This is a genomic window from Streptomyces sp. NPDC101191 (assembly GCF_044767915.1).
Lineage (GTDB): Bacteria > Actinomycetota > Actinomycetes > Streptomycetales > Streptomycetaceae > Streptomyces.
Map to the genome: position 1 here is coordinate 512,262 of NZ_JBIWOU010000005.1, position 21,083 is coordinate 533,344.

At 73.2% G+C, this 21,083-nt stretch carries 19 protein-coding genes; 11 read left to right on the forward strand and 8 right to left on the reverse strand.

Annotation, left to right across the window (positions count from 1 at the left end; all coding sequences use genetic code 11):
• Nucleotides 1–87 precede the first annotated feature (87 nt).
• From ACIRQF_RS22185 to tpx, 6 genes are all read left to right on the forward strand, one after another.
• Nucleotides 88–378, forward strand: a complete 291-nt coding sequence (locus tag ACIRQF_RS22185) for a cation transporter (RefSeq protein WP_404094302.1) — start codon at nt 88–90, stop codon at nt 376–378.
• A gap of 95 nt (nt 379–473) precedes the next feature.
• On the forward strand, nt 474–2,747 hold the full coding sequence (locus ACIRQF_RS22190) for a heavy metal translocating P-type ATPase (protein ID WP_404094305.1): 2,274 nt from the start codon (nt 474–476) through the stop codon (nt 2,745–2,747).
• Nucleotides 2,748–3,067: 320 nt separating this feature from the next.
• Nucleotides 3,068–3,445, forward strand: a complete 378-nt coding sequence (locus tag ACIRQF_RS22195) for a BlaI/MecI/CopY family transcriptional regulator (protein WP_382479292.1) — start codon at nt 3,068–3,070, stop codon at nt 3,443–3,445.
• Between the two features lie 223 nt (nt 3,446–3,668).
• Nucleotides 3,669–4,604 carry an endonuclease/exonuclease/phosphatase family protein gene (locus ACIRQF_RS22200; RefSeq protein ID WP_389751171.1) on the forward strand — a complete coding sequence of 312 codons (936 nt, stop codon included), beginning with the start codon at nt 3,669–3,671 and terminating at the stop codon, nt 4,602–4,604.
• 350 nt (nt 4,605–4,954) lie between these two features.
• Nucleotides 4,955–8,908 (forward strand): hypothetical protein, encoded by a 3,954-nt coding sequence (locus ACIRQF_RS22205; RefSeq protein WP_404094308.1) that lies wholly within the window; start codon nt 4,955–4,957, stop codon nt 8,906–8,908.
• A gap of 198 nt (nt 8,909–9,106) precedes the next feature.
• The gene (gene tpx, locus ACIRQF_RS22210) at nt 9,107–9,607 is read left to right on the forward strand and encodes a thiol peroxidase (RefSeq protein WP_376632887.1); all 501 of its coding nucleotides are present in this window, start codon (nt 9,107–9,109) and stop codon (nt 9,605–9,607) included.
• 105 nt (nt 9,608–9,712) lie between these two features.
• Here the strand turns inward: tpx and ACIRQF_RS22215 are convergent, their stop codons facing one another.
• Both ACIRQF_RS22215 and ACIRQF_RS22220 read right to left on the reverse strand, forming a co-directional pair.
• Nucleotides 9,713–9,940, reverse strand: coding sequence for a hypothetical protein (locus ACIRQF_RS22215; RefSeq protein ID WP_376632885.1), 228 nt, complete (start codon nt 9,938–9,940; stop codon nt 9,713–9,715).
• Nucleotides 9,941–9,948: 8 nt separating this feature from the next.
• Nucleotides 9,949–10,476 (reverse strand): hypothetical protein, encoded by a 528-nt coding sequence (locus ACIRQF_RS22220; protein WP_389751166.1) that lies wholly within the window; start codon nt 10,474–10,476, stop codon nt 9,949–9,951.
• Between the two features lie 125 nt (nt 10,477–10,601).
• Here ACIRQF_RS22220 and ACIRQF_RS22225 point away from each other — a divergent pair, with 125 nt between their 5' ends.
• Nucleotides 10,602–11,990 carry an FAD-binding oxidoreductase gene (locus ACIRQF_RS22225; protein ID WP_376632882.1) on the forward strand — a complete coding sequence of 463 codons (1,389 nt, stop codon included), beginning with the start codon at nt 10,602–10,604 and terminating at the stop codon, nt 11,988–11,990.
• Between the two features lie 183 nt (nt 11,991–12,173).
• Here ACIRQF_RS22225 and ACIRQF_RS22230 read toward each other — a convergent pair whose 3' ends face one another.
• The 6 genes from ACIRQF_RS22230 to ACIRQF_RS22255 form a co-directional block, all read right to left on the reverse strand.
• Nucleotides 12,174–13,061 carry a MerR family transcriptional regulator gene (locus tag ACIRQF_RS22230; protein ID WP_404094562.1) on the reverse strand — a complete coding sequence of 296 codons (888 nt, stop codon included), beginning with the start codon at nt 13,059–13,061 and terminating at the stop codon, nt 12,174–12,176.
• Nucleotides 13,062–13,112: 51 nt separating this feature from the next.
• A complete protein-coding gene (locus tag ACIRQF_RS22235; RefSeq protein ID WP_404094313.1) occupies nt 13,113–13,739 on the reverse strand; it encodes a LysE family transporter in 627 nt (208 codons plus the stop codon).
• Nucleotides 13,736–14,017, reverse strand: coding sequence for a DUF2087 domain-containing protein (locus ACIRQF_RS22240; RefSeq protein ID WP_404094315.1), 282 nt, complete (start codon nt 14,015–14,017; stop codon nt 13,736–13,738). The genes ACIRQF_RS22235 and ACIRQF_RS22240 overlap by 4 nt, the downstream gene beginning before the upstream one ends.
• A gap of 317 nt (nt 14,018–14,334) precedes the next feature.
• Entirely contained in the window at nt 14,335–14,613 is a 279-nt protein-coding gene (locus tag ACIRQF_RS22245; protein WP_404094317.1) for a hypothetical protein, read from the reverse strand.
• A gap of 155 nt (nt 14,614–14,768) precedes the next feature.
• The gene (locus ACIRQF_RS22250) at nt 14,769–14,918 is read right to left on the reverse strand and encodes a hypothetical protein (protein WP_404094319.1); all 150 of its coding nucleotides are present in this window, start codon (nt 14,916–14,918) and stop codon (nt 14,769–14,771) included.
• A gap of 176 nt (nt 14,919–15,094) precedes the next feature.
• Entirely contained in the window at nt 15,095–16,537 is a 1,443-nt protein-coding gene (locus ACIRQF_RS22255) for an MFS transporter (protein WP_404094321.1), read from the reverse strand.
• A gap of 185 nt (nt 16,538–16,722) precedes the next feature.
• Between ACIRQF_RS22255 and ACIRQF_RS22260 the strand changes: the two genes are divergently transcribed.
• The 4 genes from ACIRQF_RS22260 to ACIRQF_RS22275 all read left to right on the forward strand — a co-directional run bounded on the left by ACIRQF_RS22260 (nt 16,723) and on the right by ACIRQF_RS22275 (nt 21,073).
• Nucleotides 16,723–17,415, forward strand: a complete 693-nt coding sequence (locus ACIRQF_RS22260; RefSeq protein WP_404094324.1) for a hypothetical protein — start codon at nt 16,723–16,725, stop codon at nt 17,413–17,415.
• Between the two features lie 57 nt (nt 17,416–17,472).
• Nucleotides 17,473–17,658, forward strand: coding sequence for a hypothetical protein (locus tag ACIRQF_RS22265; RefSeq protein WP_404094327.1), 186 nt, complete (start codon nt 17,473–17,475; stop codon nt 17,656–17,658).
• Nucleotides 17,659–17,950: 292 nt separating this feature from the next.
• The gene (locus ACIRQF_RS22270) at nt 17,951–19,159 is read left to right on the forward strand and encodes a Cmx/CmrA family chloramphenicol efflux MFS transporter (RefSeq protein WP_404094564.1); all 1,209 of its coding nucleotides are present in this window, start codon (nt 17,951–17,953) and stop codon (nt 19,157–19,159) included.
• A gap of 75 nt (nt 19,160–19,234) precedes the next feature.
• Nucleotides 19,235–21,073 carry a hypothetical protein gene (locus ACIRQF_RS22275; protein ID WP_404094330.1) on the forward strand — a complete coding sequence of 613 codons (1,839 nt, stop codon included), beginning with the start codon at nt 19,235–19,237 and terminating at the stop codon, nt 21,071–21,073.
• The last annotated feature ends 10 nt before the right edge of the window (nt 21,074–21,083 follow it).

Consider the following 21,083-nt stretch of genomic DNA (forward strand, 5'->3'; position numbering starts at 1 on the left):
GTCGCCCCTTGCGTGAGATACCGGCGGGGGGTATACATGGACGGACAGGGATACCCCCGGAGGGTATCTGATTCGAGGAGGACGACCATGGGTTCCTGCTGCACCCCCGACAACAGCTGCTCGACCGGCACCGTCGAGATCTCGGCAACCACCGCCGTCGCCGAGAGCACCAGCACCCTCTACGCCGTCACCGGCATGACCTGCGGCCACTGCAAGACCGCGATCACCACCGCCGTCAGCGCGCTCGACGGCGTCATCTCCGTGGACGTCGACGTGGCCGGCGGCCGGGTGACCGTCATCACCGGCGGTGAGCCGGACGACGCCGCGATCGCCGCGGCGGTCGACGACGCGGGCTACGAGCTGACCGGCCGCGCCTGACCGGCGTCCCGACGCCGACCGGCCGCCGGGGCCCGCCCACCACACCCGGGCCCCGGCCCCCGACCTCGACCCCGTACGAACGAGGAGCAGACCTCATGACCACGACGACCCCCGGCACCGCCCAGGTCGAGCTCGCCATCGGCGGCATGACCTGCGCCTCGTGCGCGGCCCGTATCGAGAAGAAGCTCAACCGGATGGACGGGGTCGAGGCCACCGTCAACTACGCGACCGAGAAGGCGAAGGTCACCTTCTCCGCCGACATCCCGGTCGCCCGGCTCATCGCCACCGTCGAGGCCACCGGCTACACCGCCGAGGAGCCCACGCCCCCGAAGAGCGAGACCCCGGGCGCCGGGGGCCCCACCGAGGAGGAGCGGGCCGCGGAGGAGCTGCGGCCGCTCAGGCAGCGCCTGATCACCGCCGTCGCACTCGCCGTGCCCGTGATCGCCATGGCGATGGTGCCGGCCCTCCAGATCGCGTACTGGCAGTGGCTGAGCCTCACGCTCGCCGCGCCGGTCGTCACCTACGCCGCCTGGCCCTTCCACCGGGCCGCCTGGACCAACGCCCGGCACGGCGCGGCCACCATGGACACGCTGATCTCGGTCGGCACCGGCGCCGCGTTCCTGTGGTCGCTGTGGGCGCTGTTCCTCGGCACCGCCGGCACTCCCGGCATGACGCACCCCTTCGAGTTCACCATCGCGCGCACCGACGGCGCCGGGAACATCTACCTGGAGGCCGCGGCCGGCGTCACCGCCTTCATCCTGGCCGGCCGCTACTTCGAGGCCCGCTCCAAGCGCAAGGCGGGCGCCGCCCTCAAGGCGCTGCTGCAGCTGGGCTCTAAGGAGGTCACCGTGCTGCGCGACGGGCGCGAGGTCACGGTGCCGACCGCCGAACTCCAGGTCGGGGACCGCTTCCTGGTCCGCCCCGGCGAGAAGATCGCCACCGACGGCACCGTCGTCGAGGGCTCCTCCGCCGTCGACGCCTCCATGCTCACCGGCGAGTCCGTGCCGGTCGAGGTCTCCGTCGGCGACTCCGTCACCGGCGCCACCCTGAACGCCGGCGGCCGGCTGGTCGTCGAGGCCACCCGGGTCGGCGCCGACACCCAGCTGGCCCGCATGGCCAAGCTCGTCGAGGACGCCCAGAACGGCAAGGCCGCCGCCCAGCGCCTCGCCGACAGGATCTCCGCCGTCTTCGTGCCGATCGTCATCGCCCTCTCGCTCGGCACCCTCGGCTTCTGGCTCGGTACGGGACAGGGCCTGACCTCCGCCTTCACCGCCGCGGTCGCCGTCCTGATCATCGCCTGCCCCTGCGCCCTCGGCCTGGCCACACCGACCGCCCTCATGGTCGGCACCGGCCGCGGCGCCCAGCTCGGCATCCTCATCAAGGGACCCGAGGTCCTGGAGACCACCCGCAAGGTCGACACGATCGTCCTCGACAAGACCGGCACCGTCACCACCGGCCGGATGACCCTGCTGAAGGTCCACACCGCCGACGGCACCGCGGAGAAGGACGTCCTGCGCCTGGCCGGCGCCCTGGAGCACTCCTCCGAGCACCCGATCGCCCAGGCCGTCGCCACCGGTGCCGCCGCCCGCGTCGGCGCCCTGCCCACCCCCGAGGACTTCGCCAACATCCCCGGTCTCGGCGTCCAGGGCGTGGTCGACGGCCATGCCGTCCTCGTCGGCCGCGAGAAGCTGCTCGACGAGTGGGCGATGGCCCTCCCCGCCGAGCTCAAGAACGCCAAGGAAGCGGCCGAGCAGGCCGGCCGGACCGCCATCGCGGTCGCCTGGGACGGGGAGGCCCGCGCGGTCCTGGAGGTCGCCGACGCCGTCAAGGACACCAGCGCCGAGGCCATCAGGCGGCTGCGTGCCCTCGGTCTCACCCCGATCCTGCTCACCGGGGACAACAAGGCGGTGGCGGAGGCCGTCGCCGCCGAGGTCGGCATCGACGAGGTGATCGCCGAGGTCATGCCCCAGGACAAGGTCGACGTCGTCAAGCGCCTCCAGGGCGAGGGCCGTTCGGTCGCCATGGTCGGCGACGGCGTCAACGACGCCGCCGCGCTCGCCCAGGCCGACCTGGGACTCGCGATGGGCACGGGCACGGACGCCGCCATCGAGGCCGGCGACCTGACCCTGGTCCGGGGCGACCTGCGGGCCGCCGCGGACGCCATCCGGCTCTCCCGCAGGACCCTCGGCACCATCCGCTCGAACCTCTTCTGGGCCTTCGCCTACAACGTGGCCGCCCTGCCGCTCGCGGCGGCCGGACTGCTCAACCCGATGATCGCCGGCGCCGCGATGGCCTTCTCCTCGGTCTTCGTGGTCGGCAACAGCCTGCGCCTCCGGGGCTTCCGGGCCGCCGGCGACCGGGCCGCGTGACCGTGAAGGTCGGCGAGGCGTCGAAGGCGATCGCCCGCCTCATCCGGACCTGACGGACTGCGACAGAGGAAGACGGGGCCGACCGCCCCTGCGCGATGGGCGGCCCAGGACCATCCGGACGCTCGGCCGAAGACACGGGCCGAGCACCTGACGGAGCAGCTCCGGCTCCGCCGGACCGGGCGGTCCGGGGCCACGGACCTTCGCTCGGGGGCGGTCCCGCATCAGCGTCGCCCCTCCTCGCGACCATACCTCTCGGGGTATACCTGGGCGGGTGAAGCGGCCCGTACGACGAGCCGCCCGCGAGCGGGGAGGGGATGCGCGTGCGCCGGCTGGGAGAGCTGGAGGCCGAGATCATGGACCGGCTGTGGGCGTGGCAACGGCCCGCGACGGTCCGCGAGATCGTCGACGACATCAATCTGGGGCGCCGCGTCGCCTACACCACAGTGATGACGGTCGCCGACATACTCCACCGCAAGGGCTGGCTGCGCCGCGAGAAATCGGGCCGGGCCTGGCTGTACGAACCCGTCCGCAGCCGCGAGGAGTACACCGCGGGACTCATGCAGGACGCGCTCGGCGACAGCCAGGACCGGCCCGCGGCACTGCTGCGCTTCGTGGAGAGCATCTCCGACGAGGACATGGCCGCGCTCGACGCGGCGCTGCGCACCGCCCGGCGCGCCCGGGGCGGCGAGAGTCCCTGAACCACCACGTCCTGCCGCCGCTCGGCCTCGTCCCGTGCACCGGCTTCCTGGTGCCCTGGCCGCTCGAACGGGCCCACCGTGCACATCGACTGACCGCGACGGGCGTCCGCCCGGCCGGGCGGACCGCCCCGACCGCCCCGACCGCCCCGCCTCGTAAGGTGCTACCGGTCACCGGCAAGATCGCCGGCACCGGACACGACAGGAAACGGGGAACGGGGAAGACGTGCGCAGATTCTGGAAGTTCTGGGCGACGGCGGCCGCCGTCGCGCTGGCCCTCGTCGGAGTGGGCCCGAGCACGACGGTCGCGGCGGCCCCGCCGCCGGGCACCAACCTGCAGGTACTGAGCTGGAACATGTGCGACGTCGTCCGCTGGGGCGGCTGCGCGGAACGCCGGACCGCGCAGAAGGTCGCGCTGCTGAAGCAGAAGGTCCAGGAGAACTACGTCCAGGCCATGCTCCTGCAGGAGGTCTGCCAGAGCACCCTGAGCGCCCTGCTGACCCAGCTCGGCCCCGCGTGGAGCGCCGAGTTCGCGCCGTACCACTGGTCGCAGAAGGGGGCGCTGACCGTCAGCCCCTGCGAGACCAAGCCGGGCACCAGCGAGCCGCTGGACCCCAACGACGACGTGGGCACCGCCATCGTGGTCAAGGCGGGCCTGTCCGACCCCGTCGCGTACCCCACGGTGCGGGCGAGCACGGAGCTGGTCCCGCCGCTGCAGTGCGCCACGGCCACCTACTTCGAGGTCCGGCTCTGCGCCGTGCACTCCCCGCGCCAGGCCTCCGACCGGGACTTCCCGCAGCTGGACTACCGCGACGACTACCAGCTGGCGCTCAAGGACATCGTCGAGGACTCCCCCCAGGTGGTGTTCGGCGGGGACTTCAACGCCACCCCGCCGGACCTCGGCCCGGCGAACGCCAAGGTGTGGAAGCCGGCCGAGCTGTACGCGGGATCCGGCACCCCCGGGTACGCGGAGTGCGACCAGCAGAACCACCCGGGCACCCGTAACGGCACCGCGACCCACGACAGCGGCGTCAAGATCGACTACATCTTCGGCAGCCTGCCGGGCCGGTGGTGCATCGTCGAGCCCAAGGCACCGGAGGGCCAGACCAACCTGTCCGACCACCGGTACCTGATCTACAGCGTGGCGGTGGCCGCCGGCTGATCCGGTGGGAGGCCGGCGTCGAGGGCCGGCACCACCGGCCCCGGGTCGTCCGAGTGACGCCCACGCGATCGGCTACCGGCTGCACCCGCCGCCGGCGGCCGGGGCGTGGCGACCCGGGCGGACCCTGGCCGAGCAGGGCCTCCGCCTGCCGCACGTCGACGCGCTGCTGATCGTGCACACGCGCGAGCGCCACGCGAGCGGCCCGGTCCCCCCGGCTCGGTTTCGTCGAGCACGCCGTGAGCGACAGCTCCCTACCCGGCAACTCGTGCGCACAGGACGGAAATAGACTCGGCCTGCTCCGAGGAGACCTCGCTCTCCATCCGCATGCACACCGTCCCGGGGGGGACTTCTTGCACACTGCCCATGCCGGTAGACCGGCAGGCCCGCCACGCGTCCTCGCGCTGCTCGCGCTGATCGTCGCGGTCATCGCGTCCGTGCTCGGCCCGGTCGCCACCGCGTCCGCCGCCGCGTCGCCGACGCCGACGAAGGCCGCGCCCAAGACCGTGACGCCCAAGGCGCCCGCAGCGCCCGAGACCACCACCGAGCCCCGGCTCGTCGCCGCCCGCGAGATCGCCGGGAGCGAGCTCGCGGACGAGTGCTCCGGGCCCATCGCCCCGAACACCGTGCACACGTGCTCCGCCTGGCCCGAGCAGGACACCACGAGCTTCACGATCGACGCGCCGCGGGGGAAGGACGTCGTGTTCGTGCAGCTCGTGAGCACCCAGGGCCACGACGTCTCCATGTCCCTGACCGCTCCCGACGGCTCCGCCGTCACCTGCGACCGGCCCGACTACTCCGGCGCGCACCGCTGCCCGACCACGACGGCGGGCGCGTACACGCTGAAGGCGTGGGACACCTGGGGCGGCAGCGGCGGGTTCTCCGTGTCGTACCAGCCGCTCCTGGCGAACGCCTCGTGCACCACGGTGACGGAGGCCGACACGGCCCTCGGCCGGCCCACGGCCCAGGCCGTGAGCCTCGCGGCCGGTTCGACGGGCAACTGCTACGCGCTGCCGACGGCCGCCGGTGAGGTGCTGCGCCTGTACGGCACCGACTGGCGGGTGTCGCACACGGTGTACGACGCGGAAGGCGCGCAGATCTGCTCGACGCGCGTCTCGGGCACCCAGTACCTGGACTGCACGCTGACCGGCACCGCGCCCTACCGCCTGCTCTCGTCCGAGCGGGACGCGGCGGGTGCGCAGCTCACGCTCGCGGTGTCGCGCCTCTCGCACCCGAGCGGCTGCCCGATCGTCGAGCCGCAGGCGTACGGCACGGTGCCGGACACGACCGGCACCGAGCGCTGCCGCACCCTGCACGTCCCGGCGGACGGCCCGTACCTCTTCGACGCCGTGGACCAGGGCGACGAAGGCCGGCTGCACCGCGCCGACGGCACCCCGGTCTGCACCGCGGAGCCCACCACCCCGTGCCCGCTCACCGCCGGCGACTACACCTGGGCCCGCACCGCCGTGGCCGGCACCGAGAACGACGCCTACGGCGTCTGGTTCCTCGCGACCGCGCAGGCGCAGGGCTGCACCCCGGTCAAGGACGACGGCTTCGCCTCCGGCGCGGTCACCGGCACCTTCACGGGCGCCGGCCAGGCCCTGTGCCTGGGGCTGCCGACGGCTTCCGGCCGCGGGCTCTACTTCCTCGACCAGGCGACCGGTGAGGACGCCGTCCACCCGACGATCCGGGTCTACGACGCCAAGGGCGCCGCGCAGTGCGCGAACGAGAACGCGCCGGGTGTCTGCAAGCTGACCGGCACCGCCCCGTTCCACGCGGTGCTCTCCGCGCCGGCCGCCGGCGACTACAAGGTGGCCGTGCAGCGCACGGCCGAGGCCGCGGGCTGCACCCCGTGGACCCCGTCCGGCTTCGGCAACACATGGGGGGCCCAGCTCGGGCTCACCTCGGGTCAGACCGCGTGCCTGTCGATCGCGGGCGGCGCGCACGCGACCGCCGAGATGATCGACTACACCAACGACACCAACCAGGTGAACGCCTGGCTGCGGATCCACGACGCCGCCGGCAACGAGGTCTGCGCCACCAACTACAGCACCTCGACGACGACCTGCCGCCTCACCGCGGGCGCCCCGTACTCGGCGCTGCTCACGAAGACCGGCTACGGCCCCGACACGTACAAGCTCGTCCGCCGGGACATCTCCGCGACGGCCCCGTGCGCGGCGCCGGCGTCGCTGACCGTCGGCGGGCCGTCCACCCCGTACACCCTCCGCGGCAACCTCGACAGCACCTGCCTGCGGGTGAACGCGGCGGTTACGGACAAGCTGTCGCTGTCCGTGCGGACGCCTGACGCGGCCTACCGGACGGGCGCGGTCCTCGGTGTCGTCGACGGCAGCGGCACCATCAAGTGCCGCACCTGGGGCACGGCCGGCACCTGCCGGGTCACCGGTTCCACCTCGTACCTGGTGTACGTCGTGGCCTCGGGCTACGCCGGGACGCCGATCGCCTCCTACGTGGACACCTGGCGGCTCGCCACGGCGACCGGCTGGGCCCCGGAGTGCACCGCGCACGAGGTGTCGGCGGCCGGCTTCGCCCAGCGGAGCGCGGTCCTGACCGAGTCCGCGACGGCGTACTGCGCGGTGCTGGACGGCAAGCCGGAGCAGAACTTCGACGTGTACGGCGTGCACAGCGCGGCGAACGGGGAGTCCCCGACCGTGAGCCTGCTGGCGGCCAACGCCTTCGGCGGGACGACGGACCTCTCGTACCAGTGCAACGGATCCGGCTTCCGCTTCAACTGCCTGACCACGATGCACGCGCCCACCGGCCAGTACGTGCTGCTCGTCACCCCGGGAAAGGCCCCGACGCCGTACGAGTTCACGATGCAGGGCGTCTGCAAGATGTCCTGCGGCAGCTCCCCGGTGCAGGCCGACGTGTCCTGGCTGAGCAGCACGAGCGGCGCCGCAGGCACGTCCCACCCGGTCGAACTGCGCGGCTCCGGCCTGAACCTGGGCACCCGGATCAAGCTCCGCAACGACTCCACGACCGGCGAGACCTGGCTGAACCAGGTCGTGTCCGCGAGCCCCGACGGGACCTCACTGAAGGTGCTGCTCGGTACCCGTGACCTGCCCCCGGGCCGCTACGACCTGGTGGTCGGCGACGGCGGCTTCACCTCCGGCACCCGCTCCCCCGGTTACCTGCCGAACGCGTTCACCGTGACGGAGGCCCAGGCCGCCACGCCCGGCCGCTTCGTCCCGGTCGCGCCGAAGCGGTTCCTCGACACGCGGTACGGCACGGGCGCGCCCACGGCGAAGGTCGGCCCGGGCGGCACGGTGAAGCTCAAGGTCGCGGGGGTCAACGGCATCCCGGCGACGGGTGTCACGGCGGTCGTCATGAACGTCACCGCGGTCGCCCCGACTTCGGGCGGCTTCCTCACCGTCCACCCGGACGGCCGCCCGGTCCCGTCGGCGTCCAGCCTGAACTACACGGCGAACCGCACGCTCTCCAACCTGGTGACGGTGGCCGTCCACAACGGCACGGTCGACCTGCGCAACAGCGCCGCCACGCTCGACGTCGTCGCCGACGTGGCGGGCTACTACACGACGGCGGCGGGCACGGGCTCGACGCTCACGTCGATCGACCCGACCCGCTTCCTGGACACCCGCTACGGCACCGGCGCCCCGAAGGCACGGGTCGGCGCGGGCGGCACGGTGAAGCTCAGGGTCGCCGGTGTCCACGGCGTCCCGGCGACGGGCGTCACGGCGGTCGTCATGAACGTCACCGCCGTCGCCCCGACCACGGGCGGCTTCGTGACGGTCTACCCCGACGGCCAGGCCGTCCCGACCGCCTCGAACATCAACTACACGGCCGGGGAGACCCTGCCCAACCTGGTGGTCGTGCCGGTGGTGAACGGCTCGGTCGTGCTGCGCAACAGCGCGGGCTCGGTCGATCTGCTCGCCGATGTGACGGGCTACTTCTCCGCCGCGGGCGCGACCTTCACGGCCGCCGAGCCGGTTCGCCTCCTCGACACCCGCTCCGGCCTCGGCGCGCGTGCCGGTGTGGTCGGCCCCGGCGGAGTGGTCAGCATGCGGGTCTCCGGCGTCGCCGGCGTCCCGGCCGAGAGCGTCACGGCGGTCGTCCTGAACGTCACCGTCACGGCCCCGACCTCGGGCAGCTTCCTGATCGTGCACCCGCACGGCCGCCCGCGTCCGGGGGTGTCGAACCTCAACTACCCGGCGGGCAGGACGATCTCCAACCTCGTGGTCGTGCCGGTGGTCGACGGCCGCATCACCTTCGCCAACCACTCGGGCGACGTCCAGGTCGTCGCCGACCTGAACGGCTGGTACAGCGGCTGACGCCGGCCGCACCCGGAGCCCGGGGAGGGCCGGACCGCACCGGCGGTCCGGCCCTCCGGCGTGCGGAGGCGTGCGGCTTCCCGGCCCGGTGCGCGACGCACGGCGGAAACGGATGGTTCGCGTTCCGTTCCGCGAGATGCCGATTCCACGCGCAGTACGATCGGGACCGTCGTCAGCACCCGATGAAGGAGATTCGACATGGCGCAGGTCGCGCTCAAGGGCAACCCCGTACAGGTCAACGGCACCCTGCCCGCCGCGGGCAGCCAGGCTCCGGAGTTCAGCCTGGTCGGCGAGGGCCTCGCGGACAGGTCGCTGAAGGACTTCGCCGGCAAGCGCAAGGTCCTCAACATCTTCCCGAGCGTCGACACCCCGACGTGCGCCTCCTCCGTCCGCGCCTTCAACGCGAAGGCCGGCGACCTGGAGAACACCGTCGTGCTGTGCATCTCGGCGGACCTGCCCTTCGCCCAGGCCCGGTTCTGCGGCGCCGAGGGCCTGGAGAACGTGAAGAACCTCTCCACCCTCCGTGGCCGTGAGTTCCACACGAACTACGGCGTGGACATCGCCGACGGCCCCCTCGCCGGCCTGACCGCCCGCGCCGTGGTCGTCCTCGACGAGGAGGACAAGGTCCTGCACGTCGAGCTCGTCAACGAGATCGCCGAGGAGCCGAACTACGAGGCCGCCCTCGCCGCGCTGAAGTAGGCCCGACCGGGCATCCCCCGAGGCCCGTCCGGCGCACCACGCCGGGCGGGCCTCGGGCGTGCCGGGCACCCGCACGCTTCGCGCCCCCGGAGCGGTGCGACCGGCCTACGATCGGCAGATGGGCATCAGCAGCGGTCTCAGCCGCCGGAGCTCCGGCTCCTTCCTCTCCCTCTGGTCGAAGGACTCGTTCCTGTCGATCGGGTCCGTCGGGTCCTTCATGTCCATCGGGTCCGTCGGGTCGGCGTTCTCGATCGGGTCCGCGGGGTCGTTCCTCAGCGTCGGATCGCTGCTGTCCGCGCGGTCGGCGCTGGCCGTCATGTCGTGGCGGTCCACCGGGGCCGTCATGAGCTCCCGCAACCGGCGACCGGAGCCACCGACAGCACGTCCGTGACCGCGACGTCGACCGTCCGGCCCTCGACGGTCAGGGCCAGGGCGCCGCTGCCGCGCGTGAGCTCCCCGCACAGGGTGCCGCCGGACGTCGTGACCTCGACGGACGCGGCGGGGGCGTCCGGCGTGGGCCACCAGGAGCTCGACGCCGCCAGGGCCGTCAGGAGGACGGTCACGAAGGTCAGGACCAGCCCCGTGCGGAGCCGGCGCGCGGCCCGGGCCGGGTCGTCCGGGAGCCCCCCGTGCGGCCAGGCGGTCCGGCCGACGAGGTAGACCGCGAGGCACGCGAGGAGCAGCGCGAGCACGACCAGGACGCCCGCCACCACCTCCACGCCGCGCGGGGCCGGGGAGCCCGCCCCGCCGGCCTTCAGCGCCCCGCACAGACCGACGAAGCCCAGGGCCGCGAGCTGGAGAGTCAGCCAGCCGCGGGCCGAGGCCTGCACCTCGTACGAACCGGCATCGCCGGCGTCGCCGTCACCCATGGACCCAAGGATGCCGACGTCCCGGCCCGGGAGGCGGGGTGCCACGCCGAGGGGGAGACTGGGAGGTGGGCCCGACGGGCCCTTAGCGCGGCCGTCGTCGACAGGGGGTGCCCTGGAGGCTGGTCATGGGCGGCACGGCTGTGGAGATGCTGCGCGAAATGATGCGCGGCGAGGTCATCGGCCCCGCGGACGCGGGATACGACGAGGCCCGGGAGGTCTACAACGCGATGATCGACCGGCGGCCCGCGGTCATCGCCCGGTGCGCGGACTCGACGGACGTCCGGGCCGCCGTGCGGTTCGCCCGCGAGAACAGCCTGGACTTCACGGTGCGCGGCGGCGGGCACAGCGGCGGCGGCCTGTGCGTCGTCGACGGCTCGCTGATGATCGACCTGTCGCGGATGCGCTGGGCGCGGGTGGACCCCGAGGGGCGGACCGCCCTGGTCGGCGGTGGCAGTCAGATCGGCGACCTGGACCACGAGGCGCACGGCTCCGGGCTCGCGACCCCCGCCGGGATCATGTCGACGACCGGGGTCGGCGGGCTGACCCTCGGCGGCGGGCACGGGCATCTGACCCGCGCCTACGGACTGACCATCGACAACCTGCTCGCGGCGGACGTCGTCCTCGCGGACGGCTCGATGGTCACCGCCTCGTCGGACGAACATCCGGAGCTGTTCTGGGCGTTGCGCGGCGGCGGCGGCAACTTCGGCGTCGTGACCGCGTTCCGCTACGCCCTGCACCCCGTGGAGAACGTGGGACTCGGCGTCACCCTGTGGGAGCCGGAGCACATCGGGGCCGTCCTGCGCTGGTACCGCGACTTCCTGCCGGCCGCGGCCGAGGACCTCAACGGCTTCTTCGCCATCCTGACGGTCGCGCCCGGACCGCCGTTCCCGGAGGAGATCCACGGCCGGAAGATGTGCGGCGTGGTGTGGTGCTCCACGGGCGCGACGGACGAGGAGAGCCTGGCGAAGACCTTCGCCCCGGTCGCCGAACCCGCCCCGCCCGCCTTCCACTTCGCGACGCCGATCCCGTACCCCGCGCTCCAGGCACTGTTCGACGACCTGATCCCGAAGGGGCTGCAGTGGTACTGGCGGGGTGACTTCTTCGACCGGATCACGGACGGCTCGATCGACGTGCACCGCGCCTTCCTGGAGAACCTCCCCAGTGACCTGTCGACGATGCACCTCTACCCGGTCGACGGCGCGGCCCACCGGCCCGGTCCGATGGACACGGCCTGGGCCTACCGCGACGCGGTCTGGTCCGGCGTGATCGGGGGCATCAGCCCGGAGGCGGCCGACGCGGACCGGATCCGCACCTGGGCCGTGGACTACTGGGAGGCCCTGCACCCGCACTCGATGGGCGGCGCATACGTCAACTTCATCGGGGCGGACGAGGGCGGCGACCGGGTCCGCGCCACTTACCGCGGACACTACGACCGGCTTGCCGAGGTGAAGCGGACGTACGACCCGGACAACGTCTTCCACCACAACCAGAACGTCCTGCCGGCGGGGAGCTAGCAGCACGGGCCCACGGCGTCGTCGACCCGGCCGGCGGACCGGCCGACGGACGGACCGGCCGACGGCCGGCGCGGGCGTCGGCGGCGGCGTCGGCGTCGGCGTCGGCGTCGGCGTCGGACCGGAGGAAAGGCCCCGGACCGAGACCGGTCCGGGCCCTCGCCCGTTGAAGCGGGAGCGACCCCCTCAGCCCGTCCCGCCCTCAGGGCCCGGCTCCGAGGACCGCTCCGAGGGCTCCTCGAACGGCCAGGCGATCTCCAGCCGGTTGTCGGGGTGGCCGGGAGTGCCGGTCCAGCGCTGGAAGACCATGCGGACCGGTCCGGCGAAGGCGAAGCAGTGGTCGGTGATCCAGCCCGCGACGGCGTCGTAGGCGGTGAGGATCTCCGGGAAGGCGGCGGCCGGGCCCTGGACCTCGGTGCGCGCCAGGGCGTTTTCCGGCAGCTCCCGGACGTACGTGCCGTCCGGGAGGTCCGCCGGCGGCTGGGCGCCGTCCGCCCAGAACGGCAGGCACGCCTCCACCAAGGTCTCGTTCTCCTCGTCGCACACTCCGTGGAAGCGCACGAACGCGGGGCCCGTGAAGACCAGCGGGCCGCGCCCGGCCAGCGTGTAGAGCTCTTCGTAGGCGGTCCGCAGGAAGGCGTCGAGGCCGGAGTTCCTCAGGGTCGCGCCGCGCACGAGGACGCGCTCGGCCGCGTTCTGCCGGACGGTGACGCGGTGGGTCATGTCCGCTCCTTCGGTCAGTCGGGTCACCAGGCCGTGGACGAGGGACCGCTGGACCTCCAGACGTCGCTCTGCCGCCCGCAGGTGGGCGTGCAGCGCCGGCACCGGATCGGCGCCCCCGACGGTGCGGGCGAGGAGCTCCCGCACCTGCTCGACGGGCATGTCCAGCTGCCGCAGGGCCCGGACGAACTGGGCCGTGCGGACCTGCTCGCGCCGGAAGTAGCGGTAGCCGCTGTCCGGGTCGACGTATGCCGGAGCGAGCACACCGCTCGCGTCGTAGTGCCGCAGGGCGGTGATCGTGAGGCCACTGGCCTGTGCGAACTGCCCGATCGGCAGGAGGTCTTCTCGGTTCATCCTGTCCACGGCGACGACTCTGGTGTCTCGCGTCGCCCGAGAGTCAAGGCCCTACCCCACCAGCCGCACCGCGAGGACCACGATCAGCGCGCTCGACGCCAGGGCCGTGGCCAGCCGGCCGCGGGGGCCCGTGAGGGTGCGGCCGAGGAGGGTGCCGCCGGTGGTGAGGAGGAGCTGCCAGCTGGCGGAGGCGGCGAGGGCGGCCAGGACGAAGGCGGTGCGTTCGGGGACCGAGGACGGGGCGTCGGGGCCGGTGGCGAGGATCAGGGCGGCGAAGTAGATCACCGTCATGGGGTTGAGGATCGTGATGCCCAGGAAGGTGGCGTAGGCGCGGGCCGGGCCCAGGGTCGTCGCGCCGTCGTCGCGCGAGGCGAGGGATCCGGCGCGGTACGTGCGTACGGCCGCGAGGCCGGCCCGGACGGCGAGGACCACCAGGACCACGGCGGAGGCCCAGCGCAGCGGGGTCATCGCCGGGGTGAGGAGCGGCACGAGGGCCGAGCCGCCCGCTACCGCGAGCAGGGCGTAGACGCCGTCCGCGGTGGCGACGCCGAGGGCCGCCCCCGCGCCCGTGCGCCAGCCGGCGCGGGCCGTGACGGCCACCAGGTAGGCGCCGACCGCGCCCACCGGGATCGCGATGCCGTAGCCGGCCAGGAGGCCGGCCACCACCGCGGTGATCACGCGACGGCGGGGGTCGCTCCTGCGGGGGTGCCGGGCTGTCGGCGGTAGGCCGAGCCGTCCTTCGTCCGGGCCAGCTGGCCGCCGATGACGAGGTAGCGGCGCAGGGCCGGGAAGTCCTCGTGAACGGTCTTCAGCGCCTCGTTGACCTCGCGCTCGCTGTAGACGCGGGTCGGCTCGAAGAGGGTGGCGGCGAGGTGGTCCAGCAGGGCGGCGCGGCGGGCCGGCCGGCGCGGGATCGCCTTGAGGCGCCCCTCGACGGTGAACAGGTCGGCAGTCATGCCGTGCAGCGTCCCGCCGGGGCCCGTCCGCCCGCAACGGAATTACCGCGCGCTTGGGAGGGGAGGGGCGCGCGGGCGCGAGGTGCCGGGGCGCGGGGTGCCAGGGCCACGGGGCGCGGGGACACCGGGGCACCGGACGCGCAGGCGCCCGGGCGCGGGGACGCCGGGACGCCGAGACCCCGGGACGCCGAGACCCCGAGACCCCGAGACCCCGGGACGCCGGGACGCGGAACCCCCGGGACCCCGAGACCTGGGGACCCCGGGACCCCGGAAGACTGGGGCGGCGGGAGCCCAGGGCGTGGAACCTCCGGGGCCGGCTACTTCACGATGACGTTCACGAGCGGGTCGACCTTCGGAATGACCGGCGGCATCCCGGTCTCCTGGAAGATCGGGGTCGCCCGCTCGACGAAGGCCCCGAACGCCTCCTCCGACTCCCAGACGTCGACAACCCGCCAGCCGCCCATCCCGTCGGGACCCGCCAGGTGCGCGATGAACCCCTCGGGCGGGAACCAGGGCGCCGCGGTGACCCGGGCGTTGGTGCGCTCGTACATCTCCTGGGTGCCGCCGGGGATCTCGACGGTGACGATGACGGCCATGCTGCTGCTCCCGTACGACGTGGGGCCGGGTCCCGACCAGCACACCAGCCGGGATCCCCGCCCGCACCGCCACGGCGGCCGAACGAACGACCACCGCGGCGCCGCCGCGACTACCGCCCGAGCCGGTAGCGGGCGGCCCGACGACCCCGCGGTGGTCACCCGAGCAGGTCCTCGGTGGCGTTGCCGCGGCGGCTGTGGACGTACCGCCCGTCGGTCCCGGCCATCGCCTCGGCGAGCGCGTCGGCGGAGGAGAAGGCGAGCGCGAGACCGGCGGTGATGGCGACGGCGAAGGCGGAGAACTGCACCAGGGGCACGGAAAATGGCCAACTGCCCTCGGGTCGGGTCTTGTCGACCACATGGACGGCTCGGGTGCGCTGATCCATGGGAGTTCCTTCCACGGGATTCCCTCTCGGGTACGGAAAAGGGGCCGCCCGACGACCGGTGAACGGACATCGGGCGGCCCCTCCGACGGGACGGGCGTTCAGGCGGTGACCTTGTCGCCCTGCTCCCGCGCGGCGGGGGCCGGCGTCCCGTCGGTCGGCGCCTTGTCGCTCTTCATCACCAGGAGGGTGACGACACCGCCGACCGCCGCGACGATCGCCGCGCCGATGAAGGCGGAGGAGAAGCCGTCGGTCAGCTTCGGCAGGTCGCCGAGCTGGTCGGCGCCCTGCGACATGGCGACCGCGGTGAGGGCGGCGAGGCCGAGTGCGGAGCCGACGTTGTAGGTGGTGTTGACGATGCCCGAGGCGAGACCGGCCTGCTCCTGCGGGGCGCCGGACATCGCGGCGATCATCGCCGGGATGTAGGCGAGGGACATGCCGAGCGCCGCGACCAGCGAGGCCGGCAGGACGTCGACGAGGAAGGTGCCGGTGGGCTCGACGGCGGACAGCCAGACCAGGCCGGCGGCGAGGACCAGCAGGCCGACACCGATGAGCGGCTTGGCCCCGAACCTGCCCATGAGCCGTGCGGTGACGGCCGTCATGAAGATCATCAGGAGCACGGTCATCGGGAGCAGCGCGGCACCGGAGGCGAAGGCGCCGTAGCCGAGGACCTGCTGGAGGTAGAGGTTGAGGAAGTACCACATCGGGATCCAGGCCGCGCCGAGCAGCGTCATCGCCAGGTTCGCCGAACCGAGGCGCGGCACCCGCCACACACTGAGCGGCATGAGCGGCTCGCGGACGGACTTCTGGATGATGAAGAACACGAACAGGAGGACGGCGGCGCCGACCAGCTCCAGGACGGTGGCGGTGGCGCCCCAGCCGACCTCGGGGGCGCGGACGACGGCGAAGACGGCGAGCGCCAGACCGGCGGTGACGGCGACGGCACCGAGGACGTCGACCGAGCCGCGGCGGGACTCGACGTTCGGGAGCAGCCTGGTCGCGGCGAGGGTCGCGAGGCCGATCGGGATGTAGATGACGAAGACCCACTGCCAGGCGGCCCACTCGGTGAAGACACCACCGAGGAACACGCCCGCGGTGCCGCCGGCCGGGGCGGCCGCGCCGTAGAGCGCCATCGCCTTGCCGAGCTCACGCGGGTCGTGCATGAAGAGCATCATCAGCAGAGTCATGGCGGAGGGTGCGATGAGCGCGCCGCCGACACCCTGGACGGCTCGGCCGGCGATCTCGACCCAGGCGGTCGGCGCGGCCGCCGCGAGGATCGAGCCGGCGATCATGACCGCCCAGCCGGAGACGAAGATCTTGCGGGCTCCGACGAGGTCGGAGAGGCGCCCGCCGAGGAGCAGCAGACCGCCGAAGACGATGACGTAGGCGTTGAACACCCACTGGAGCTCGCCCTGCGAGAAGCCGAGGTCCTTCTGCATCTCGGGGAGCGCGACGCCGATGATCGAGGTGTCCATGATGACCATGAACTGTGCGGCGGCGAGCACGACAAGTGCCCACCAGCGCCGGGGATTGACGGTTGACATGTGCCCTGCACCCTTCGCTCGCGATGACGATCACATACCCCCAGGGGGTACCCACTCGGGGACCGTAGCATACCCATGGGGGGTATGTAAGGTTGAGATGAGGGGCGATGGAGGGGCAGAACCGGGCCGACAGGAGCGCGCGCCTCCGCCCGCCGGGGACCCCCGGCGGGCGGCAGAATGCGCCCATGACCGCCGAGCTGACCGCATCCCAGGAACAGGACCTACTGGCGCGCTGGACCTCGACGCTGCGCGCCGCACGCGCCGGCCGCGAGGGCCCCGACCCGCTCCCGTACGGCCGGAACCTGCTGGCCCGCTGGACCGAGCCGCAGCGCAGGTACCACACCGCCACCCACCTGCGGGCGGTTCTCGACCGCATCGACGAACTGGCCGGAAAGGGCGGCGAGGGCGGGGAGTTGGAGCTGGTCCGGCTCGCCGCCTGGTTCCACGACGCGGTCTACCTCCCGGACCGCTCGGAGAACGAGGAACGCTCGGCGGCCCTGGCCGAAAGGGCCCTCACCGAGGCGGGCCTGACCGCGCACGAGGTCGCCGAGGTCGCCCGCCTGGTCCGCCTCACCGTCACCCACGACCCCGCACCCGGCGACCTCAACGGCGAGGCCCTGTGCGACGCGGACCTGGCGATCCTGGCGAGCGACCCGGATACCTATACGGGGTATACCGCGGCGGTCCGCGAGGAGTACGCCTTCGTCCCGGAGGACGCCTTCCGCGAAGGCCGCGCGAGCATCCTGCGCCACCTCCTCACCCTCCCCCGCCTCTTCCGCACGCCCTACGGGGCGGCGGCCTGGGAGGAGAGGGCGCGGGAGAACCTGGAACGGGAGCTGGCGGTACTGACGGCGCCGGACCCGACACCGGACAGCTAGGGCCGGTCACCGGCGTCACCGACGGCCCAACCGCGCGCGGAACTCTGCCCGTTGATCATGCCGGCCACGAACCTTCCCGCGAGCTTCGGCGACTCCCTGTCCCTGATCCTCCCCTGGCAGCCGCCCGGCTCCTCCGGCAGCAGCGGCGGCGAGAACCTCAGCGTGGACTACGCGGGCAACGTCCTGCGCGTCCGGCACATCGAGGGGGACAACACGAACACCTTCACCTGCACCCGGGCCTGACCCGGGCGGGCGCCGCCGGCCCACGCGCGCGCAGGAGGACTGGAGCTCGACCGTCAGCCCCCCCCGGCGTCGCGGAGGGGCTGACGGACGGGCCGGGGAGCCGAGGGGGCGGAACCCCGGGCCCGAGCGGCCACGCCCGGGCCGTCCCGTATCGCGAGACGTTCACCGCGGGAGGAATGACAGGCACAAAGCGCAGGTTGCCCATGTCATGCCGCCTTCCTCCGCCGAGCCCACCGAGCCCTCCGCCGCCCCGTCCCCCGAGCCCGCCCCTTCCTCCGCCGCCGCCACCCGCATGCCGCTGGCCGTCTACATCCTCGGGCTGTCCGTCTTCGCGCTCGGCACGAGCGAGTTCATGCTCTCGGGGCTGCTGCCGCCCATCGCGGAGGACATGAACGTCTCCATCCCCCGGGCCGGACTGCTCATCTCGGCCTTCGCCATCGGCATGGTCGTCGGGGCCCCGCTGCTCGCCGTCGCCACCCTGCGGCTGCCCCGCAAGACCACCCTCATCGCCCTGATCAACGTCTTCGGTCTCGGCCAGGTCGCCGGTGCGCTCGCGCCGAACTACGCGGTGCTCTTCGCGTCCCGGGTGGTGAGCGCGCTCGCGTGCGCCGGGTTCTGGGCGGTCGGGGCGGCCGTCGCCATCGCGATGGTGCCGGTCGGGGCGCGCGCCCGGGCCATGGCCGTCATGATCGGCGGACTGTCGATCGCCAACGTCCTGGGCGTCCCGGCCGGCGCGTTCCTCGGCGAGCACCTCGGCTGGCGCTCCGCCTTCTGGGCCGTCGGCGCGGCCTCGGCCATCGCGCTCGTCGGCGTGGTCACCCGCATCCCGCACATCCCCCTGCCGGAGACCCGGCCCCGGCTCAAGGGCGAGCTGGTCATCTACCGCGACCGCCAGGTGCTGCTGTCCGTCCTGATCACCGCGCTCGCCGCGGGCGGCGTCTTCTGCGCCTTCTCGTACCTCGCGCCGCTGCTCACCGACGTCGCCGGCCTCGACAAGGGCTGGGTCTCCGCCGTGCTCGCGCTCTTCGGCATCGGCGCCCTCATCGGCACCTACATCGGGGGCCGGGTCGCCGACGCCCACCTCTTCGGCGTCCTGCTCAGCGGCATCACCGCCTCGACGGTCTTCCTCGTCGCCCTGGCCCTCTTCGCGTCGAGCCCGGCCGTCACGATCGCCCTGACCTTCCTGCTCGGCGTCTCCGCCTTCTACACCGCGCCCGCGCTCAACGCCCGCATGTTCAACGTGGCCGGCGCAGCACCCACCCTCGCGGGCGCCACCACCACCGCCGCCTTCAACCTCGGCAACACCGGCGGCCCCTGGCTCGGCGGCAGCGTCATCGACGCGGGCCTCGGCTTCGCCTCCCCGGCCTGGGCGGGCGCCGCGATGACCCTCCTGGGCCTCGGCGCGGTCACGGTGTCCCTCCGCCTGACGAAGTCCCCGTCCCGGATCGTGACCGGATCGCCGGCGAGCAAGCCGGAGCCGGCCCGCATCCCGTCCCGCTGACCTGGCGGTTCCCCCGCACCTCGGGTGTGAGTGGCGTGTGCGACGATCGCTCGTCATCACACCCGAGGGGGGTACATGCCGTCGTCACCCGCGCACGCGTCCGCGTACGCGCCCACGTCTCCGAGACGCCCGTCCACCGCGGTCTCCACCGCGCTGCTCTGTCTGCTCACCGTCGTCTTCTCGCTCCTGCCCGGCACCACCGGAACCGCCCGGGCCGCCGAGGACTGCGCACCGGTCGCGATGGGCCGCCACACGGGCGAGTTCACCACCGCCGGGCAGACCGCCTGCCTCGAACTGCCCCTCCCGCAGGGGGCCCGGATGGCGGCCCTGACATCGCGCGGTGGCGCCGGCGTCGAGGTCGAGATCGAGGTCGTCGACGCCTCCGGCACGGCCATGTGCGAGCCCTACGACCTCGTGAACGGCGGCTGCGCCCTCACCGGCACCGCGCCGTTCCGGGCCCGGGTGCATGCCGGCGACCCGGATGAGACCGGCGCGTACGGCGTGCACTTCGTCCGGACGGACGAGCTCCAGACGGCCGGCTGCCGGGAACTGCCCGCCGGTTCCTTCGCGGACGACCGGGCGGCCGTACGGCTCGACACCGGTGACGGCGTCTTCTCGCACTGCCTGACGATCCCGGCCGGCGCCCACTCCCGCGCCGAGCTCCTCCACGTCCGTTACGAACTCCCGGACGACTTCGCCGAGTTCCCGGACTACGGCCTCTACCTCATCGGCACGGACGGCAACGGCCCCGAGTGCTCCGCCCAGCCGAACCAGCAGCAGCTCAAGACCGACGTCCTCGTCAGCTGCTCCTTCTCCTCCGGCACCGGGTACACCGTGCTCGTGGAGGGCCAGGACGAGACGCGCACCCACATCCTGAACCGCCGCGACGTCACGGCCGGCGCGAAGGGCTGCTCCCCCGTCGCCGCCTCCGCGGTCGGCGCCCCGGCAGTGCCGGGCGCCTCCGGTCCGAACGGCACCCTGCGCTGCCACCAGGTCACGACCGCCGCGACGACGGACCGGCTGCTGATCAACGTCCGGGACTCCGAGGACAGCACGCACCAGCTGGTCATGAACGACGCCGGTGACGTGCAGTGCCGACTGGATACCCGCTCGTGTGCGGTCTCCGGGTCGACCGGCTACCAGGTCGTCACGCAGGTCCCCGCGGACTGGACCGTGCCCGACGCCTACCGTCTGGACGCGTGGCGGATCGCCACCGCCTCCGGGCTCGCCCCCGAATGCCGGCGCGCCGGTTCCGTCGCGGCCGGGTTCGGCCGGGTGACGGGCGAGCTGACCGAGCAGCGGACCGCCGCGTGCGCCGTGCTCGGCACGTCCACCGGTGCCGAGCTGTACGGCACGGTGGAGGCCACGGACGGCGGACCCGTCGCGGAAGGGGCGCTCTACAGCAGGCAGAACGGCACGTGGTGCGCGCTCTCCGCCTCGTGGCGCTGCAAGCCCGGCGGCGAGAGCCTGCTGCTGATGTCGCTGCCCGACGGAACCGGGCACGCCGCGTTCGCGACCACGCTCTCGTGCGCCACCGCACCGTGCAGCAATGCCGACACCAAGGGCCTGGGCCGCTTCAAGCCGGTGACCCCGACGCGTCTGATGGACACCCGCACGGGCCTCGGCGTCCGCAAGGGCAAGATCGGACCCGGTGAAACGGTCACCCTCCCGGTGAAGTCCGGCGTCACCGCCGTCGTCATGAACGTCACCGCCACCGGCCCCACCACCGGCAGCTTCATCTCCGTCTACCCCGACGGAACCGAACGCACCTCCGCCTCCAACCTCAACTTCACCGCCGGACAGACCATCCCCAACCTCGTCGTCGTCCCCGTCGTCAACGGCAAGGTCAACTTCTACAACCGCTCCGGCAACGTCGACCTCATCGCCGACGTCGCCGGCTACTACACCTCGTAGCTCCGACAGC